Raw genomic sequence first — 19,397 nt, 5'->3', positions numbered from 1 at the left:
CGGTGATGGAACCACTCCGGATGCTTGTGCACCCACGGATGGTCCGGGGAGCACTGCAGGGCGAAGTCCAGCGCGATCTCCAGACCCAGCCCCTTCGCTTCCCGCACGAACCAGTCGAAGTCCTCGATCGTGCCCAGATCCGGGTGGACCGCGTCATGGCCGCCCTCCGGCGAGCCGATCGCCCACGGCACGCCCACGTCGTCCGGCCCGGCGGACAGCGTGTTGTTGCGGCCCTTGCGGAACGTGGTCCCGATCGGGTGGATCGGCGGCAGGTACACCACGTCGAAACCCATCGCGGCGATCGCCGGCAGCCGGCGCGCCGCCGTGCGGAACGTGCCGTGCGGCTGCTCCGGGGTGCCCTCCGAGCGCGGGAAGAACTCGTACCACGAGCCGAACAGCGCCCGCTCCCGCTCCACCAGCAGCGGCAACGACTCCGACGCCGTGATCAACTCCCGCAGCGGGAACTGCGCCAGCACCGCGTCCACCTCGGGCGTCAGCGCGGCGGCGAGGCGGGAGGCGGCCGGCCGGGTCTCGTCGCGGAGGGCGCGGATGGCCGCCAGGATCACGCCGTTGCGCCCGTCGTCGGGGACTCCGGCCGCGGCCCGTTCGTAGAGCCGGGCGCCCTCCTCCAGGACCAGTTCGGTGTCCATGCCGGCGGGGATCTTGATCTGAGCGTGGTGGCGCCAGGTGGTGATCGGATCACCCCAGGCCTCGACGGTGAAGGTCCACAGGCCGGGGGTGCCGGCGGTGACGGTGGCGCCCCAGCGGTCGGTGCCCGGGGCCAGTTCCCGCAGGGGGGTCCAGGGTCCGGCGCGGCCTTCCGGATCCTTCAGTACGACATTGGCGGCGACCGCGTCATGACCCTCACGGAACACGGTGGCCGAGATCTCGAACGTCTCGCCGGTGACCGCCTTGGCGGGCCGGCGTCCGCGCTGGACGACCGGGCGGACGTCGAGGACGGGTATGCGCCCGACGGCCGGAGCCGGTACCGCTTCCGTGGAGGGTCGCTCCCGGGGCGGTGGTCCGGGGTCGGCGGGGCGCGTGGTGGTTGCTTCGGTGCTGGACGTCAGGGGTGCTGACGAGTGGTGCGTGGCGGGCATGACCGCTCCTGTCCGCGTCAACTTCGGGTGGGCGGATGGATGTGGGGAGGGGGTCCTGCGTGGCGTCCCAGTGAACCTACCTGAGCCGTGTACCGGAGGAGCCTTCCCACCCTATTCGGGTGGGCAATCCGGCACTTTGCTAACTACTCACGCGTATGTCTTTACACAAATCCGGCCCCGTTCTGGCCGAACGGGGCCGGACAGCGGACGCTCACCCCTGGGAACCGGGCACCTGGAGGAGCTTGTCCGGTGAACCGGCCCCCCGACCGGACACCTTCCCGGTGGCCGCCAGTTTCACCAGCGCTTTGCCGACCTGTGCCGGAGTGGCCCTCGGATGGTCGGCCAGGTACAGCGCGGCCGCGCCCGCCGCGTGCGGGGTCGCCATCGACGTGCCCGAGGAGGTAGCCCTGGCGGTGTCGCCGGTGATCCCCGCCGAGGTGACCGAGACTCCCGGCGCGAACAGGTCGACGGCCGAGCCGTAGTTCGAGAAGCCCGCCCGCCTGTCGCTCCTGTCGGTCGCGCCGACCGTGATCGCCTGGGGCACCCCGGCGGGCGAGTAGAGCCCGGCCGGCAGTCCGTCGTTGCCCGCGGCAACCGTGTACGTCACCCCGGAGGCGATGGAGGTGCGCACGGCGGCGTCCAGCGGGGCACTGTGGGCGCCGCCCAGGCTGAGGTTGGCGACGGCCGGCTTCCGCGCGTGCCTCGTCACCCAGTCGACACCGGCGATGACCTGGGCGGTCGTGCCCGCTCCGGCGTTGTCGAGGACGCGTACGGCAACCACCTCGGCCTTCTTGGCGACGCCGTAACCGGTGCCTGCGACAGTGGCCGCCACGTGGGTGCCGTGGCCGTTGCCGTCCCCCGCCGACCGGTCGTCCCCGACGAAGTCCCAGCCGTAACGCGCCCGGCCCCCGAAGTCCTTGTGGGAGATGCGGATGCCGGTGTCGATCACGTACACCGTCGTCCCGGCGCCCGCGGACCGCGGCCAGGAGTAGGTCCTGTCCAGCGCCGGCTTCGGCTGGTCCACGCGGTCGAGACCCCACGACGGCGGGTTCTTCTGGGTGCCCTCCAGGGTCACCCGGAAATCCTGGACGACCGAGGCGACCCGGGTGTCCGCCGCGAGCCGCCGGGCCTGTCTCTCGTCGGCCCGGATCGCGTACCCGTTGAGTACCGTGCCGTAGGTATGGCTGATTCTCGCCCCGTACTTCTCGGCGAGGTCTTTTCCGGCCGCCGACCGGGCCGTCGTTCCCCCCTTGAGTGTCACCAGGTAACTCCCGCTGACGGAACCGGCCTCTCCGGCGCCGAGTATCCGCCCCTCCGGTGCGGCGTGCGCGGGTGGGGAAATGGCCGAAAGCGCGGCGGCACAGCTCACCGCGGTCAGGCCCCCCACCCAGCGCAGACGCCGATCTCGCGTCCGTGCCATGACTTGGAATCCCCTCCTCGACGCGGCGTACGCCGGCCGGGACCCGCCGGGATGCACCCGGCGTCGGCGGGTACGCCATGGGGAAGCCTCTCGTGTGGTGTGAAGTACCACAAGGACGCCTACGGGGGTGTAATCGGCCATATCGGCCAGGGGAGACGTAGGGAGGTTGCGGCGATTTCCGGACTGTTCGATGCGGAACGGCTTGGCGGCGACACGGCCTTCTGCCGTGAACTGCGCCGTGGTGACGAGCCCTCCGCCCGGATACCTTCGAGGCTGAAACCGGGACGCACACCGCCGTGCGTCCCACTCCGCACGCTCGCCGAGGTGGAATGTGAAGGCGATTCGTCGATTCACCGTCCGACCCGTACTCCCCGATGCCCTGCGGCCCCTGAGCGATCTGGCGCGCAATCTGCGCTGGTCCTGGCACGCGGAGACCCGTGATCTGTTCCAGTCCGTCGACCCCGAGCACTGGGCCGCCTCGGGCGGTGATCCCGTACGGCTGCTCGGCAGCGTGCGCCCCGCCCGGCTCGCCGAACTCGCCGAGGACCAACCCTTCCTGCGCCGGCTCACCGCGGTCGCCGACGATCTCCACGACTACGTCACCGGTGAGCGCTGGTACCAGGCCCACACCGGTGAACTCCCCGCCGCCGTCGCCTACTTCTCGCCCGAGTTCGGCGTCACGGCCGCCCTGCCGCAGTACTCCGGCGGGCTGGGCATCCTGGCGGGCGACCATCTGAAAGCCGCCAGCGACCTGGGCGTCCCGCTGATCGGTGTGGGCCTGCTGTACCGCCACGGCTACTTCCGCCAGTCCCTGTCCCGGGACGGCTGGCAGCAGGAGCACTATCCGGTCCTGGACCCCAACGAGCTGCCGGTGGCGCTGCTGAGGGAGGCCGACGGCACCCCGGCCCAGGTGTCGCTGGCCCTGCCCGGCGGCAGGCAGCTGCACGCCCGGATCTGGCTCGCCCAGGTCGGCCGGGTGCCCCTGCTGATGCTGGACTCCGACGTCGAGGAGAACGACCTCGGCGAACGCGGGGTGACCGACCGGTTGTACGGCGGCGGCAGCGAGCACCGGCTCCTCCAGGAGATGCTCCTCGGCATAGGGGGCGTCCGGGCCGTACGGACGTACTGCCGGCTCAGCGGCCACGCCGAGCCCGAGGTCTTCCACACCAACGAGGGGCACGCCGGGTTCCTCGGTCTGGAGCGCATCGCCGAACTCTGCGACCAGGGGCTGGACTTCGACTCGGGCCTGGAGGCGGTCCGCGCCGGGACCGTGTTCACCACCCACACCCCCGTCCCGGCCGGCATCGACCGCTTCGACCGCGAACTGGTCGCCCGGCACTTCGGCCCCGACGCCGAGCTCCCGCGCATGGACGTGGGCCGCATCCTCGCCCTCGGCATGGAGACCTACCCGGGGGGCGAGCCCAACCTCTTCAACATGGCCGTGATGGGCCTGCGCCTGGCCCAACGCGCCAACGGGGTCTCGCTGTTGCACGGGCAGGTCAGCCGGGAGATGTTCTCCGGACTCTGGCCGGGATTCGACCCGGAGGAGGTGCCGATCACCTCCGTGACCAACGGGGTGCACGCCCCGACCTGGGTGGCGCCCGAGGTGTTCCGGCTAGGCGCCCGGCAGATCGGCGCCCAGCGCACCGAGGACGCATTGACCGTCGGCGGCTCGGACCGCTGGGACGCCGTGGGGGACATCCCCGACCAGGACATCTGGGACCTGCGCCGCTCCCTGCGCGAGCAGCTGGTGGAGGAGGTGCGGGACCGGCTGCGCGCCTCCTGGCGGCAACGCGGGGCCGGTACGGCGGAGTTGGGCTGGATCGACGGCGTCCTCGACCCCGACGTCCTCACGATCGGATTCGCGCGCCGCGTCCCGTCGTACAAGCGCCTCACCCTCATGCTGCGGGACCGCGACCGTCTGATGGACCTGCTCCTGCACCCCGAGCGTCCGATCCAGATCGTGGTGGCGGGCAAGGCGCACCCGGCGGACGACGGCGGCAAGCGGCTGGTCCAGGAGCTGGTGCGGTTCGCGGACGACCCGCGGGTCCGGCACCGGATCGTCTTCCTGCCCGACTACGGCATGGCGATGGCGCAGAAGCTGTACCCGGGCTGCGACATCTGGCTCAACAACCCGCTGCGGCCGCTGGAGGCGTGCGGGACGAGCGGGATGAAGGCGGCCCTGAACGGCTGCCTCAACCTCTCCGTCCTGGACGGCTGGTGGGACGAGTGGTTCCAGCCGGACTTCGGCTGGGCGATCCCGACGGCCGACGGCGTGGGGACCGACCCCGACCGCCGTGACGACATAGAGGCCGACGCCCTCTACGACCTCCTCGAACAGCGGGTGACCCCCCGCTTCTACGAGCGCGGCCAGGGCGGCCTGCCCGACCGCTGGATCGAGATGGTCCGCCAGACCCTGACCCTCCTCGGTCCGAAGGTCCTGGCCGGCCGGATGGTCCGCGAGTACGTCGAGCGCCTGTACGCCCCCGCGGCCCATGCCCACCGCACGATGGCCCCGGACGCGGCACGTGAACTGGCGGAGTGGAAGGCCAGGGTGCGGGACGAGTGGCACGGTGTGACGGTCGACCACGTGGAGACCACGGCCGCGACGACCACGGCCGAACTCGGCACCACGCTCGGTCTCCGGGTCCATGTCGGCCTCGGCGCCCTCGGCCCCGACGACGTGGAGGTCCAGGCGGTCTCCGGCCGCGTGGACGAGGAGGACCGCATCGCGGACGCGTCGACGGTCCCGCTGAAGCCGGTCGGCGGCCCGGACCCGGAGGGCCGCTGGGTCTACGAGGGCCCGCTGTCCCTGGACCGCACAGGGCCCTTCGGCTACACGGTCCGCATCCTGCCGTCCCATCGACTGCTGGCTTCGGGCGCGGAGTTGGGGGTGGTGGCGGTGCCTTCGGAGGACGTGGCGGAGGGGGCGGGGGTGTTGATGCGGTGAACGACGGGGGCGCGGGCCGAGGCCTCGTGGCTCAGCCCGCGTCCTCTTCGCCGGTCAGTTTGCGCAGGACGGCCCCGCATCGGCGTGCGTACGCGTGCTGGAGTCCCCGGGTCGCCGGGCCCCCCGCCCGGGAGTACCACTTGGCGCCGCGGCTGAAGGCCGACACCGTCAGCCATACCGTGCCGTCGCCGGTGCGGTCGACGACGAAGGACTCCTCGCCGCATTCGGGGTGGCCGGTCAGGGTGCCGTAGGCCCAGCCGGCGCGGCGGTGTTCCTCGACCGTCCAGACCACCCGGCAGGGGGCCTTGATGACTCCGGCGAGAGTGACGGTGACATCCACGTCGGGGGCCGCGCGGTCCGCGGTGGCGTCTATGCCCACGCCGAGCGCGCGGTGCATCTCCCAGGTCAGGACCGCCTCGGAGGCCTTCCTGAAGACGTCGTGGCCCTCGCCGATGCGCGTGCGGACGTGCAGGGGGTGGAAGCCGGGCGGGCAGAATCCGCTCCGCCGGGTGGCGCCGACGTCGTCGTACGTGAAGGACATGGGACCCAAGAGTAGGGCGGCACCCGGAAATGCCTTCGTTCCGGGTACCGCCCGTCAGACCCTGGGGACCGCTAGCTGACGTTGACCGCCGACCAGGCCGCCGCCACCGCCTTGTACTCGGCGCTGGTGGAGCCGTACAGGGCCGACGCCGCCGAGAGCGTGCCGGTGCGGGCCGCCTTGTAGTTGGTCGTCGACGTGAAGTACGTCGTCAGCGCCTTGTACCAGATCTGGAGCGCCTTGGCGCGGCCGATGCCGGTGACCGTGGAGCCGTTGGACGTGGGCGAGTTGTAGGACACGCCGTTGATCGTCTTCGCGCCGCTGCCCTCCGCGAGGAGGTAGAAGAAGTGGTTCGCGACGCCGGACGAGTAGTGGACGTCCTTGCTGCCGACGGAGGAGGACCAGGAGTCCGCCGAGCCGCCGTCCTTGCTGGGCTTGTCCATGTAGCGCAGCGGGGTGCCGTCGCCGTTGATGTCGATCTCCTCGCCGATGAGGTAGTCACCGACGTCGTTGGAGTTGGCCGCGTAGAACTCCACACCCGTGCCGAAGATGTCCGAGGTCGCCTCGTTGAGGCCGCCGGACTCGCCCGAGTAGTTCAGGCCCGCCGTGTTCGAGGTGACGCCGTGGCTCATCTCGTGGCCGGCCACGTCCAGCGAGGTGAGCGGGTTGACGTTGCCCTCGCCGTCGCCGTACGTCATGCAGAAGCAGCTGTCGTCCCAGAACGCGTTGACGTACGCGTTGCCGTAGTGGACCCGGGAGTAGGCCGCGACACCGTTGTTCTTGATGCCGCTGCGGCCGAACGTGGACTTGTAGAAGTCCCAGGTCTCCGCCGCGCCGTAGGCCGCGTCCACGGCCGCCGTCTGGTCGGTCGTGGAGCTGGAGGCGGCCCCGGTGCCCCAGACGTTGTCGGCGTCCGTGAACAGGGTGCCCGCGGAGGAGCTGGTCCCGTGCGCCTTGTTGTACGTCTTGTGGTTGCCGCGCGTGGCGTCGGTGAGGTTGTACGTCGAGCCGGACTGCGTGGTGCTGAGGCTGACCGTGCCCGAGTACAGGCTCTTGCCGGTACCCGTCGCGTTCTCGATGCCCTGGTACTCGTAGAGCTTCTTGCCGGTGGCCGCGTCGGTGATGACGTGCAGCTGGTTCGGGGTGCCGTCGTCCTGGAAGCCGCCGACGATCGTCTCGTAGGCGAGGACGGGGGTGCCCGAGCCGGCCCAGATCACCTTGCGCGCGCCGTCGGCGGCGGCTCTGTCCGAGCCCGCGGCCTTGGCGGCGGTGAGCGCCTGCGTCTCGGCCTTGGCGACCGAGAGCTTCGGGGTCAGGGAGGCGACCTTGATGGTCTTGTTCGTCGCCTTGGAGACGCCCTCGGTCGCACCGGACTTCGACTCGTGGACGATCAGGTCGCCGCCGAGGACGGGCAGGCCGTCGTAGGTGCGCTCGTAGCGGGTGTGGACGGTGCCGTCGGCGTCCTTGACGACGTCCTTGACGACCAGCTTCTCCTTGGCGCCGAGGCCTATCTGCTCGGCCGTGGTGCCGGCGTCGGCCTGCTGCTCCTTGATGAGGGAGGTGCGCGCGGCCGCGGAGAGCTGGACCGGGGCGCCCGCGGGGGTGACCTTTCCGGTGCCTTCGGCCGGGGTCACGGCGGCGGCACTTCCGGTGGTCAGACCGGTGGTGAGAAGGGCCCCGGCCGCGACGGCGGTGGCGATGGCCAGGGTGGTGCGCTTGTGACGCGCGTAGAGGGGGGTCACACAAGCTCCTTCGTGGGGGAGCCCGGACGGCGTGGGGTGCCTTCCGGGGTGGTTGTGAAGTTGTGCGGCGGTTGTGAGGAAGCGTGGCATCAAGGCGCGTACATGTCATGACCCTCAAGTGATGTTGGCCGAAAGTCGACGAGCAGGTGAATATTGCCGCCGTGTAAAGCGAGTTGAGCTGGGCAAAGGCCCAACAAGGCATCGGTCATGGGCTGGCAAAAAGAGGGCGCCGCCCCGGGGAGTCGAACCACCGGGACGGCGCCCTGACCGAGCGGAAGCGACCTACGGGAAGGTCAGCTTCCAGCTGTTGATGTAGCCGGTGTCCTGGGCCGCGTTGTCCTGGACCCGCAACTGCCAGGTCCCGTTGGCGACCTCGGACGAGGCGTTCACCGTGTACGTGGTGTTGAGGTTGTCCGTGCTGCCGCCGGTGCCGTAGGCCTTCAGCGTGTACGCCGTGCCGTCGGGGGCGATCAGCTGCACCCGGAGGTCACCGATGTAGGTGTGCACGATGTCGACCGCGACCGCGAGGTTCGAGGGCGCGTTGCCGGTACGCCCGGTCACGGTGATCGGCGAGTTGACCGCCGCCCCGTTGTCCGGAATCGATACGTCGGTGGTCGACTCGAACGAGGTGCCGCCACCGCCGCCACCGCCGGGACGCGAGCCGACCGCCACGCCCGCCCAGGCGTTCGCCACGGCCGTGTACTCGGCGCTCGTCGTGCCGTACAGCTCACCCGCCGCCGCGAGGGTGCCGGTGCGGGCGCCCGCGTAGTTCGTCGTCGACGTGAACTTCGTGGTCAGCGCGCGGAACCAGATCTTCTCCGCCTTGTCCCGGCCGATGCCGGTGACCGGAAGACCGTCCGAGGTCGAGGAGTTGTAGGTGACACCGTTGATGGTCTTGGTGCCGCTGCCCTCCGACAGGAGGTAGAAGAAGTGGTTCGCCGGGCCGGACGAGTAGTGGACGTCCACCGACCCGATCCCCGAGTACCAACTGTCCTTGGACGAACCGTCCTTGCTCGGCTTGTCCATGTAGCGCAGCGGCGTGCCGTCGCCGTTGATGTCGATCTCCTCGCCGATGAGGTAGTCACCGACGTCGGAGGAGTTGTTGGCGTAGAACTCGACGGCCGTGCCGAAGATGTCGGAGGTCGCCTCGTTCAGACCGCCGGACTCGCCCGAGTAGTTGAGCCCCGCGGTGTTCGACGTGACGCCGTGGGTCATCTCGTGACCGGCCACGTCGATCGACGTCAGCGGGTGGGTGTTGCCCGACCCGTCGCCGTACGTCATGCAGAAGCAGCTGTCCGACCAGAACGCGTTGACGTAGTTGTTGCCGTAGTGGACCCGGGAGTACGCCCCGACCCCGTCACCGCGGATGCCCGAACGCCCCTGCACGTTCTTGTAGTAGTCCCACGTGAGCGCGGCACCGTAGTGCGCGTCCGCGCCGGCCGTCTCCGTGTTGGAGGCGCTGCCGTTGCCCCAGATGTCGTCCGCGCCCGAGAAGAGGGTGCCGGTGCCGGAGGTGCCGCGGTTGAGGTTGTACGTCTTGTGGCCGCCGCGTGCCCCATCGGTCAGGTTGTACGTCGACCCGGACTGGGTGGTGCCGAGGGTGACCGTTCCGCTGTACATGGTGTTGCCGGTGCCGGTCTCGATGCCCTGGTACTCGTAGAGCTTCGCGCCGGTCGCCGCGTCGGTGATGACGTGCAGCTCGTTCGGCGTGCCGTCCTCCTGGAGACCGCCCACGACCGTCTCGTACGCCAGGGTCGGGGTGCCGTTGCCGGCCCAGATCACCTTGCGGGGGGCGCGGTTGGTGTCGGCCTTGTCAGCGCCCGCCGCCTTTGCGGCCTTCAGCGCCTGCGCCGACGCCTTGGCCGCGGTGACCTTCGGTGTCACCGAGGCGACCTTGATGGTCTTGTTCGTCGCCTTGACGACGCCCTCGGTCGCGCCGGACTTCGTGGTCTCCACGACGAGGTCGCCGCCGAGGACGGGCAGGCCGTCGTAGGTGCGCTCGTAGCGGGTGTGGACCGTGCCGTTGCCGTCCTTGACGACGTCACGGACGACCAGCTTCTCCTTGGCGCCGAGGCCGAGCTTGTCGGCGGTGTCCGCCTTGGTGGCGTTCGCCTCGCGGATCAGCTCGGCGCGCTGGGCGGGGGTGAGCTTGAGGGACTCGGCGCCCGGGATCGCCTTGCTCGCGGCCGACGGTGCCTTCTCCGGGGCTGCGGTGGCGGCGCCCGACTGGACGGCCGCGGCGATCAGGGCCGAGACACCGACGAGGGCCACGGCGGCGGCCTTGCGGTGCAGGGTGTGGGGGGTGCGTCTGTGGGAGGAACTGTCTCTCAACACTGACTCCTTCTGCGCGGCCGCGGATCACGCGGCCAGGGGAGACCGGACGGTGGGTCGACCGTCCGGGCGGTACGCGGAACGAGGTGCAGGTGGCCGCGGATCAGAACACAGCGAGAGATCTGTGAGGTTGCTGTGAAGCGGCCGTGGGAAGAGTGGCACCGGAAAGCCCGTACTGTCAGGAGCGCGTCAGAAAGTTGGCCGGAAATCGTTCGTTGTCCGGGAGTTCATGTTCGTTATACGGACTTTCCACCTGGGTCGGACACCCGGGGGCCGGTCCCCGTGCCACGAGCCCCACAGCGCCGCGTACGCCCCGTCCGCCGCCACCAGCTCCTCGTGCGTGCCGAGTTCGGTCAGCAGGCCGTTCTCCATCACCGCCACCCGGTCGGCGTCGTGCGCGGTGTGCAGCCGGTGCGCGATCGCGATGACCGTGCGTCCTTCGAGCACGGCACCCAGGGCGCGCTCGGTGTGCCGGGCGGTCGTGGGATCGAGGAGCGCGGTCGCCTCGTCGAGGATCAGCGTGTGCGGGTCCGCCAACACCACGCGCGCCAGGGCGAGTTGCTGCGCCTGAGAACCGTCCGTGCGGCAACCGTCCTCGCCGAGCGGGGTGTCGAGTCCCTCGGGCAGCTCCCGCACCCACCCGTCGGCCCCTACGGCGGTCAAGGCGGACCACAACTCTTCGTCCCCGGCGCCGGGTGCGGCGATGAGGAGGTTGTCGCGGACCGTCCCCAGGAACACGTGGTGCTCCTGGGTGACCAGGACGACCTGGCGGCGCAGCTGCTCGGGGTCCAGGCCGACGACCGGCACGCCCCCGACGGTCACCGAGCCCGACGTGGGCGCGTCGACCCCGGCCAGCAGCCTGCTGAGCGTGGTCTTCCCCGCGCCCGACGGGCCGACCACCGCGAGCCGTTCGCCGGGGCGCACGGTCAGGTCGACGCCGTGCAGGACCTCGCCGCCGCGGCCGTAGGAGTAGCGCACGCCGGTCACGTCGATGCGGTCTCCGGCGGGGACGGGCGAGGCCTTGGAGTCGGCCCGCGGTGCCGCGGCGAGGCCCTCGACCCGGGCGAACGAGGCGCTACTGGACTGGAGTTGTTCGACCCGCACGAGGATCTGGTCGAGCGGGTTGACCAGTTGCTGGAGGTACAGGGCGGCCGCCACGACCGAACCCAGGCTCATCACGCCCCGCGCGTGCAGCATTCCGCCGACCAGGAGCACGCCGGCCACCGGCAGGATGTACGCCACCTCCACCACCGGGAAGAACACACTGCGCAGGTAGAGGGTGTACAGGCGGGTGCGGCGGGCCGTGTCGAGGGCGTCCCGGCTCGCCCTCACGCGCCGCTCCTGGAGCCGCAGCGCCTCGACCGTGCGGGCGCCGGACGCGGTGGCCGCGAGGATCTCGGCGACGTCGGAGGTGGCCTCGCCCTCGGCCAGATAGCCGTCCCGCGCCCGGCGCAGGTACCAGCGCAGGACGAACCAGATCGGCAGCAGACCGAACACGCCGACCGCGCCCAGCAGCGGGTCCAGGAAGAACACCGCGCCGAGCAGGAACAGGAACTGCACGGAGTTGATGAGCAGTTCGGGTCCGGCGTCACGGAGCGTGGTGCCGACGGTGGCGACATCGGCGGTGCCGCGGGCGGTGAGGTCACCGGTCCCGGCGCGTTCCACGACGGAGGCGGGCAGGGCGAGCGTGCGGTCCACGAACTCCTCGCGGACCCGGGCCAGGGTGCGTTCGCCGAAGCGGTGGCCGACATAGCGGGCCCAGCGGGCGAGGAGGAGCTGGGTGCACGCGCACACCACGAGGACGGCCGCGAGCCGGTCCACAGCGGTGACACCGCTCCCGGCGCGCACCTCGTCGATGATCCGGCCCAGCAGCCAGGGGCCGGCCAGTCCGGTGAGGGCGGCGAGCGCGTTCAGGGCGAGGACGGCGGTGAAGGCGCGGGTGTCCTTGCGGATCAGCCGGACGGAGGCGCGCCGTACGGCGGCCTGGTCGGCCACCGGGAGATGGCTCCTGCTCACTTCATGACCTCCGCGTCTCGGGCGACAAGGGCGCGGTATCCCGGTTCCGTGGTGAGGAGTTCCTGATGGGTTCCGGTCGCCGCGAGCTTGCCGTCGACCAGGTAGAGGACCGTGTCGGCGTGGTCCAGGACGAGGGGGGAGGTGGTGGTGACGGCTGTTGTACGGCCGTCTCTTGCCTCACGCAGGCGTTCGGCCACGAGGGCTTCTGTGTGGGCGTCCAGGGCGGAGGTGGGTTCTACGGCGAGGAGGACTTCCGGGTTCGCGAGGAGGGCCCGTACCAGTCGGATGCGTTGGCGTTGGCCGCCGGAGAGGTTGCGGGCCTGGGCGTCGATGGGGGAGTCGAGGCCGTCCGGGAGACCCTGCGCGATGTCGTCTGCCACGGCTGCGTGCAGGGCGGCTGCGAGTTCGTCGTGGCTGATCGCGCAGTTCCCCGCGCCCCTGAAGGGCGCGATTACCTCACGTAGGTTTCCCGCGAACAGGTCCGCCTCGTGGTCCGCCAGCAGGATGTGCTCCCTGACCTGCGGCAGCCTGATCTCGTCCAGGGGGACTCCGGCCCAGGTCGCCCGTGACGGGGTGTAGCGGGCCAGGCGGTCCAGGATCGTCGCCGCGTCCGCCGGGTGTGCCGAGGCCAGTGCCGTCAGGCGGCCCGGGAGAATGCTCACCCCCGACTCCGGGTCGTGCAGCACCGAGGGCTCCGCGGGAGCGTCTCGTGTGCCCCGGTCCTCCAAGGGCTCCAGACGCAGGAACCGTACGACCCGCCTCGCCGCGACCACACCCCGGCTGAGCTGGTACCCGCACTCCACCCAGAACGCCACCGGGCCCACCAGGACCGCGACATAGCCGTACACCGCGACCAACTCGCCCACGCTGATGTCCCCCTGGGCGGCCAGGCGGGCCGCGAGCCAGGTGACCACGGCGAGGAACAGGGTGGGCAGGCCCACGCCGAGGGCCTGGACCCAGCTGGTGACCGCGCCGACCCGGTAGCCCTGGGCCCGCAGGTGCCGGCTGTCGCGGTGGAAGGCGTCGGCGACCAGGCTCTTGCCGCCCAGGCCGTTGAGGACGCGCAGGCCGCCCGCGAGGTCGGCGATGCGGGCGGTGAGGACGCCCTGCCGGTCGCGGTACTCCGTCTCGGCGCCCTGGAGGCGGGACAAAAAGGGGCCGACGAGGAGGACGATCGCCGGGATGCCGAGGAGGACCACGGTCGCGAGGACCGGGGAGACCGACACCAGCAGGGCGGCCACCGTCAGATAGGCGACGCACGCGCCGACGCCCGGGCCGACGACGGTCAGGGCCTGGGCGATCGTCTGCACGTCGCCCACGCCGATCGTGACGACCTCCCCGGCCCCGGTCCGGCGCGAGAGCGCGGCACCGAGACGGACCGCCTGCCCGACGACCACCTTGACCGTGCGGAAGTTGGCGTCCATCCGCACCCGGGTCATCGTGCGGTGCCGCATGATGCTCAGCCAGGCGTTGAACGAACCGACCGCGAACAGCGCGAAGCTCCAGCCGGCCAGCGCCGCCCAGTCGCCCGGCTCCAGACCCTCGTCGATCGCCTTCGCCATCAGGTACGGCGTCGCCGCCAGCAGCACCATCCAGGAGCTGCCCAGCAGCGCACCGGCCACGGACCGCCCCGGCTGGCAGCGCACCAGCCACCACAGATAACGCCAGCCACCGCGGACGTCCGGCGTGCCGGGATCCTCGTACGCGTCGATCACACGTCCCCCCGCTCGTTCACGCGAGACTGTCCCGCCACGCCCGGTGCAGATCCGCGAACCGGCCCGTGCCCGCGACGAGTTCGGCCGGTGTGCCGTCCTCGACGATCCTGCCGTGCTCCATGACGAGGACCCGGTCGGCGATCTCCACGGTCGACAGGCGGTGCGCGATCACCACGGCCGTACGGCCCTTCAGGACCGTCGCCATCGCGCGCTGCACGGCCCGCTCGCCCGGGACGTCGAGCGAACTGGTCGCCTCGTCCAGGATCAGCACCGCCGGATCGGCGAGCAACGCCCGTGCGAAGGCGACCAGTTGACGCTGGCCCGCCGAGATGCGGCCGCCGCGTTTGCGTACGTCCGTGTCGTAGCCGTCGGGCAGCGCGCTGATGAAGTCGTGCGCCCCGATCGCCTTCGCGGCCCGCTCGATCTCCTCGCGGCCGGCGTCCGGGCGGCCGATCGCGATGTTCTCGGCGACCGTGCCGGAGAACAGGAACGCCTCCTGCGTCACCATGACCACCCCGCGCCGCAGTTCGGGCATCGCGAGCTCGCGCAGGTCGACGCCGTCGAGCAGGACCCGGCCGCCGGAGGGGTCGTAGAAGCGGGCCAGCAGCTTGGCCAGGGTGGACTTCCCGGCGCCGGTCGAGCCGACCACCGCGACCGTCTGCCCGGCGGGCAGGGTGAGGTCGAAACGGGGGAGCACCTCGCCGCCGGTGCGGTAGCCGAACGAGACACCCTCGAAGACGACCTCGCGGCCGGGACGGTCCGAGGACCCGAGCGCCGGGAGTTGCCGTGGAACCGACGGCTCCGGCACGGTCGGGGTCTGGGCGAGCAGGCCCGCGATCTTCTCCAGGGAGGCCGCCGCCGACTGGTAGGAGTTCAGGAACATCCCGAGCCGGTCGATCGGGTCGTACAGCCGCCGCAGGTACAGCACCGCGGCCGCCAGCACCCCCAACTCCAGCGAGCCCTCAGCCACCCGGTAGGCGCCCCACAGCACGATCCCCGCGACGGCCGTGTTGGCGACCAGCCGGGACCCGACGACATAGCGGGCCATCTCCAGGAGCGCGTCGCCGTTGACCCGCTCGTGCCGCTTGTTCAGCACGGCGAAGTCGGCGTCGTTGGCGGCCTCGCGGCGGAACGCGCGCACCGGGCGGATGCCGTTCATCGTCTCCACGAACTTGACGATCACGGCGGCGATCGCGGTCGACCGCTTCCGGTAGACCCGGCCCGCGCGCCGCCGGTAGACCCGCACGAGCAGGTACAGCGGGACCAGGGACGCCACCGCGACCGCGCCGAGCCCGAGGTCCAGCCAGAGCAGCAGGGCGGAGATGTAGAGGAACGACAGGATGACGGTGACGAGTTCCTGCAGGCCCTCGTCGAGCAGTTCGCGCAGCGACTCCACGTCCGTCGTCGAACGCGAGATCAGCCGGCCCGAGGTGTAGCGCTCGTGGAAGTCGATGCTCAGCGCCTGCGCGTGGCGGAAGATCCGGCCGCGCAGGTCGAGCAGCACGTCCTGGTTGACGCGCGCGGAGGCCAGGATGAACGCGTACTGGAGCCCGCCGGAGGCCAGCGCGCACAGCAGGTAGCCGGCACCCACCGCGATCAGCGGGCCGTGGTCGTGGTCCCGGAACGCGGGCACCGCGTGGTCGATGGCGTACGCCACCAGCAGCGGACCCGCCTGCACGGCCGCCTGCTGGAGCAGCAGCAGAAGGGTCGTCACCGTGACCCGTGCCTTCATGGGGGCGAGCAGGGAGCGCAGCAGGAGGGCGGTGGCGCCCGGGGGAGCGGGCAGGCGGTCGTGGTCGAAGGCGTCGTCGGTGCCCTGCGGCCCGGGCCGGCCGGGTTCCTCGTCCGCGGTGGGCGCGGACGTCGTGGGGGCCGTCATCGGGCGTCCTCCCCTTCCCCGGAGTCCCCTGAATTCCCGGACCCGGACATCAGATGGGCGTACTCGGCGTTCGTGCGCAGGAGTTCGTGGTGGGTACCGACCGCCGTGATGCGGCCGTCCGACAGCAGGGCGACCCGGTCGGCGAGCTGCACGGTGGAGGGGCGGTGGGCGACGATCAGGGCGGTGGTGTCCGCCAGGACGTCCCGCAGCGCCGCCTCCACCGCGGCCTCCGTGTGGACGTCCAGGGCGGACAGCGGGTCGTCCAGGACGAGGAACCTCGGCTTGCCCACGACGGCCCGCGCGAGAGCGATGCGCTGGCGCTGGCCGCCGGAGAGGCTGAGGCCCTGTTCGCCGACCTGGGTCCCGGTGCCCTGGGGGAGGGCGTGCACGAAGTCGGCCTGGGCGACGGAGAGGGCGCGGTCGAGCTCCTGTTCGTCGGCGCCCATGAGGACGTTGTCGGCGACGCTGGTGGAGAAGAGGGTGGGGTCCTCGAAGGCGACGGCGACTTTCGAGCGCAGCTCTTTTCGGGACATCGCGGTGATGTCCTCGCCGTCGAGCGTGATCCGGCCCGATGTCAGTTCGTGCAGGCGGGGGATGAGGGCGGTGAGGGTGGTCTTGCCGCTGCCGGTCGCGCCGACCAGGGCCATGGATTCGCCCGGGCGGATGTGGAGGTCGATCAGGTCGAGGATGGGTGGGGAGCCTTCGGGGGCGTCGGGGTAGCGGAACCGGACGTCGTGGAACCGGAGGCCGTCTGCGGGCCGGTGGGGGCTGGTCGCGCCGTTCTCCGCGCCCCTGAAGGGCGCGTTCTCCTGCTCCGGTACCTCGTCCATCGCCTCGAAATAGCGCTCCGTGGCCGTCGCCGCCTCCTGGCTCATCGCCAGCAGGAAGCCGATCGAGTCCACCGGCCACCTGAGCGCGAGGGCCGTCGACAGGAAGGCCACGAGCGTTCCCGCCGACAACTCCCCGTCCGCCACCTGCACGCAGCCCAGGACCAGCGCCGCTCCGATGGCCACCTCCGGGAGGGTGGTGATCACGCCCCAGATCGTGGCCAGCAGCCGCGCCTTGTGCAGCTCGGTTCCGCGCAGCTTCCCGGACAGGTCGCGAAAGGCCCTCGCCTGCGACCGGTGCCGGCCGAACCCCTTGATGATGCGGATGCCGAGCACGCTCTCCTCGACGACCGTCGTGAGGTCGCCGACCTGGTCCTGGGCGAGTCGCGCCACATGGTGGTACCGCTTCTCGAAGATCACGCAGGTCACGACGACGGGGATCGCGGGGCCGAGGATCACCAGGCCCAAGGTCCAGTCCTGGAGCAGCATGATGATCACGCCGACCAGGATCGTCACGCTGTTGACCAGCAGGAAGGTCAGCGGGAAGGCGAGGAACATGCGCAGCAGCATGAGGTCCGTGGTGGCCCGGGACAGCAACTGGCCGGACGCCCAGCGGTCGTGGAAGGCCACCGGGAGCCGCTGGAGGTGCTGGTACAGGCCCGCCCGCATCTCCGCCTCGACATGGGAGAGCGGCCGCGCCACCAGCCACCGCCGCAGCCCGAACAGCAGCGCTTCCGCGAACCCGAGCAGCAGCAGGTACAGCGCCCCGAGCCACACGCCCGCCGTGTCCCCGTCGGCGATCGGGCCGTCCACCATCCACTTCAGCACGAGTGGGATCACCAGCCCCGTACAGGAGGCCAGGATCGCCACGAACGCGGCGGTGAACAGCCGCGCGCGGACCGGCCGGACATACGGCCACAGGCGCAGCAGGGTCTTGACGGCCGATCGGTCCTTGGTGGTTGCACGTGTCGTGGACATCAGCAGCGAGCCTACGGATCGGCACTGACAACGCCCACCGAGTTTTGGCCGGACCGGAATCGGCCGATGGACCTACGACCTGCGTGTTCGAGGGGTCGTACAGCAGGAAGCGGTGGCCGTTCCGGGGCGGGCGGCGGGGTCGTACGGCCGCATCCACCGATCGGTTGATGCCGGGTCGAGCGCGACGGGCGATGCGGCGGCGGGGCCCGGCCCGGGACGCTGAGGCCATGTCCGTCATCGAAGTCAGCGAACTGCGCAAGTCCTACGGCGGCCGGGCCGTCGTCGACGGTGTCTCCTTCGCCGTCGAGGAGGGCGAGATCTTCGGGATCCTCGGCCCGAACGGCGCCGGCAAGACCACCACCGTCGAGTGCGTCGAGGGTCTGCGGATTCCCGACGCGGGCCGCGTCCGGGTCACCGGCCTCGACCCCGTCGCCGACCACGCGCGCGTGGCCCGGGTCCTGGGCGCCCAGCTCCAGGAGAGCGAACTCCAGGCCAAGCTCACCGTCCGGGAGGCCCTGGAGCTCTACTCCACGTTCTACGACAGGCCCCTCGACTGGCGCCCGCTCGCCGAGCGGCTGGGGCTGGCCCAGAAGCTCACCACCCGGTTCGGCAAGCTCTCCGGTGGCCAGAAACAGCGCCTGTTCATCGCGCTCGCCCTCGTCGGCAACCCCCGGATCGTGGTCCTGGACGAGCTGACCACCGGCCTCGATCCGCGCGCCCGCCGCGACACCTGGGAGCTGATCGAGGACGTCCGCGCGAACGGCGTGACCGTCCTGCTCGTCACCCACTTCATGGAGGAGGCGCAGCGGCTCTGCGACCGGATCGCCGTGATCGACCAGGGCCGGGTCGCCGCCCTGGACACCCCGGCCGGGCTCATCCGGCGCTCGGCGGGCGCCACCGTCATCAGCTTCACCCCGTCCGCCCCGCTCGACGCGCACGAGCTCAACACCCTGCCCGCGCTCGCCTCGATCGAGGACCGGGACGGCCGTCTCACCCTGTCCGGCACCGACGAGACCGTGAACGCCGTGATCACCCTGCTCGCCCGCCGGCACCTCACCGCCCACCAGCTCCGCGTGGTCGACGCCACCCTCGACGACGCGTTCCTCGACCTCACGAGGACCGACACCCAGGAGGCCACGGCATGAACACCGCCGTACTGCGGACCGAGGTCCGGCTCTTCCGCCGCGAACCCGGCGCCCTGTTCTGGATCCTGCTGTTCCCGACCCTGCTCCTGGTGATCCTCGGCTCGATCCCGTCCTTCCGGAACCACGACCCCGACCTCGGCGGCCTCAGGACGATCGACGTCTACGTCCCCGTCGCCGTGCTCCTCGGCCTGATCGTCGGCGGCCTCCAGTCGATGCCGCAGACCCTCACCGGCTACCGCGAACGCGGCATCCTGCGCCGCATGTCCACCAACCCGGTGCGCCCGACCGCCCTGCTCACCGCGCAGATGACCGTCTACGGCGGTGCCGCCCTGGCGTCCGCGCTGCTCGCCCTCGCCGTCGGCAGGTTCGCCTTCGCCGTACGACTGCCCGAGCAGGTCCTCGGATACCTGCTCGCGCTGGTCCTGGCCGTACTGGCCGCCCTCGCGCTGGGCGCGGTGGTCTCCGCGCTGTCCCGGACCACGAAGATGGCGGGCGCGATCGGATCCGCGGTGTTCTTCCCGGCGATGTTCTGCGCGGGCGTGTGGGCGCCGGTGCAGACCATGCCGGACGTCCTCGCCCGGATCGTCGGGTACACGCCGTTCGGCGCGGCCGCCGAGGCTCTGAACCGGGCCGCGGCCGGGCACTGGCCGGGCTGGACCCACCTGGGCGTGCTGGTCGCCTGGACGGTGCTGCTCACCGCGGCCGCGTCGCGCTGGTTCCGCTGGGAGTGAGGAAGGCGCCGTGCAGACTGGGGAG

At 71.2% G+C, this 19,397-nt stretch carries 12 protein-coding genes; 3 read left to right on the top strand and 9 right to left on the bottom strand.

The window, feature by feature from the left end:
- Positions 1-1,100 (bottom strand): maltotransferase domain-containing protein (locus tag ABZ098_RS24280; protein ID WP_356594392.1); only part of this gene is annotated, 1,100 nt, incomplete at its 3' end.
- Between the two features lie 211 nt (positions 1,101-1,311).
- Complete coding sequence (locus tag ABZ098_RS24275) at positions 1,312-2,520, bottom strand: S8 family peptidase (RefSeq protein ID WP_356594390.1); 1,209 nt, start codon at positions 2,518-2,520, stop codon at positions 1,312-1,314.
- Positions 2,521-2,851: 331 nt separating this feature from the next.
- On the opposite strand from ABZ098_RS24275, the gene ABZ098_RS24270 reads away from it, so the two are divergent.
- Positions 2,852-5,470, top strand: a complete 2,619-nt coding sequence (locus ABZ098_RS24270) for a glycosyltransferase family 1 protein (protein ID WP_356594388.1) — start codon at positions 2,852-2,854, stop codon at positions 5,468-5,470.
- A gap of 31 nt (positions 5,471-5,501) precedes the next feature.
- On the opposite strand, the gene ABZ098_RS24265 is transcribed toward ABZ098_RS24270, so the two are convergent.
- From ABZ098_RS24265 to ABZ098_RS24235, 7 genes are all read right to left on the bottom strand, one after another.
- Entirely contained in the window at positions 5,502-6,011 is a 510-nt protein-coding gene (locus tag ABZ098_RS24265) for a DUF1990 domain-containing protein (RefSeq protein ID WP_356594386.1), read from the bottom strand.
- A gap of 71 nt (positions 6,012-6,082) precedes the next feature.
- Positions 6,083-7,750 (bottom strand): M4 family metallopeptidase, encoded by a 1,668-nt coding sequence (locus tag ABZ098_RS24260; protein WP_356594384.1) that lies wholly within the window; start codon positions 7,748-7,750, stop codon positions 6,083-6,085.
- Between the two features lie 282 nt (positions 7,751-8,032).
- On the bottom strand, positions 8,033-10,081 hold the full coding sequence (locus ABZ098_RS24255; RefSeq protein ID WP_356594382.1) for a M4 family metallopeptidase: 2,049 nt from the start codon (positions 10,079-10,081) through the stop codon (positions 8,033-8,035).
- A gap of 189 nt (positions 10,082-10,270) precedes the next feature.
- Entirely contained in the window at positions 10,271-12,097 is a 1,827-nt protein-coding gene (locus ABZ098_RS24250) for an ABC transporter ATP-binding protein (protein WP_356594380.1), read from the bottom strand.
- Entirely contained in the window at positions 12,094-13,812 is a 1,719-nt protein-coding gene (locus tag ABZ098_RS24245; RefSeq protein ID WP_356594378.1) for an ABC transporter ATP-binding protein, read from the bottom strand. Before ABZ098_RS24245 ends, ABZ098_RS24250 begins: the two co-directional genes overlap by 4 nt.
- A gap of 16 nt (positions 13,813-13,828) precedes the next feature.
- Positions 13,829-15,691, bottom strand: coding sequence for an ABC transporter ATP-binding protein (locus ABZ098_RS24240; RefSeq protein WP_356594376.1), 1,863 nt, complete (start codon positions 15,689-15,691; stop codon positions 13,829-13,831).
- Positions 15,688-17,496: an ABC transporter ATP-binding protein gene (locus tag ABZ098_RS24235; protein ID WP_356594374.1), complete on the bottom strand. Its 1,809-nt coding sequence runs from the start codon at positions 17,494-17,496 to the stop codon at positions 15,688-15,690. The genes ABZ098_RS24240 and ABZ098_RS24235 overlap by 4 nt, the downstream gene beginning before the upstream one ends.
- A gap of 227 nt (positions 17,497-17,723) precedes the next feature.
- On the opposite strand from ABZ098_RS24235, the gene ABZ098_RS24230 reads away from it, so the two are divergent.
- Both ABZ098_RS24230 and ABZ098_RS24225 read left to right on the top strand, forming a co-directional pair.
- Positions 17,724-18,641, top strand: a complete 918-nt coding sequence (locus tag ABZ098_RS24230) for an ABC transporter ATP-binding protein (protein ID WP_356594372.1) — start codon at positions 17,724-17,726, stop codon at positions 18,639-18,641.
- On the top strand, positions 18,638-19,372 hold the full coding sequence (locus ABZ098_RS24225) for an ABC transporter permease (protein ID WP_356594370.1): 735 nt from the start codon (positions 18,638-18,640) through the stop codon (positions 19,370-19,372). Before ABZ098_RS24230 ends, ABZ098_RS24225 begins: the two co-directional genes overlap by 4 nt.
- Positions 19,373-19,397: the final 25 nt, after the last annotated feature.

This window comes from Streptomyces sp. NPDC006335, from assembly GCF_040612795.1.
Lineage (GTDB): Bacteria > Actinomycetota > Actinomycetes > Streptomycetales > Streptomycetaceae > Streptomyces.
Note: the sequence above shows the minus strand (reverse complement) of the source record. Positions and strands in the feature narration are given on the sequence as shown.

Coding starts and splice junctions, on each gene's coding strand:
- ABZ098_RS24275 (WP_356594390.1), bottom strand. CDS start 2,520: ATGGCACGGACGCGAGATCGGCGTCTGCGCTGGGTGGGGGGCCTGACC.
- ABZ098_RS24265 (WP_356594386.1), bottom strand. CDS start 6,011: ATGTCCTTCACGTACGACGACGTCGGCGCCACCCGGCGGAGCGGATTC.
- ABZ098_RS24240 (WP_356594376.1), bottom strand. CDS start 15,691: ATGACGGCCCCCACGACGTCCGCGCCCACCGCGGACGAGGAACCCGGC.
- ABZ098_RS24235 (WP_356594374.1), bottom strand. CDS start 17,496: ATGTCCACGACACGTGCAACCACCAAGGACCGATCGGCCGTCAAGACC.
- ABZ098_RS24230 (WP_356594372.1), top strand. CDS start 17,724: ATGTCCGTCATCGAAGTCAGCGAACTGCGCAAGTCCTACGGCGGCCGG.
- ABZ098_RS24225 (WP_356594370.1), top strand. CDS start 18,638: ATGAACACCGCCGTACTGCGGACCGAGGTCCGGCTCTTCCGCCGCGAA.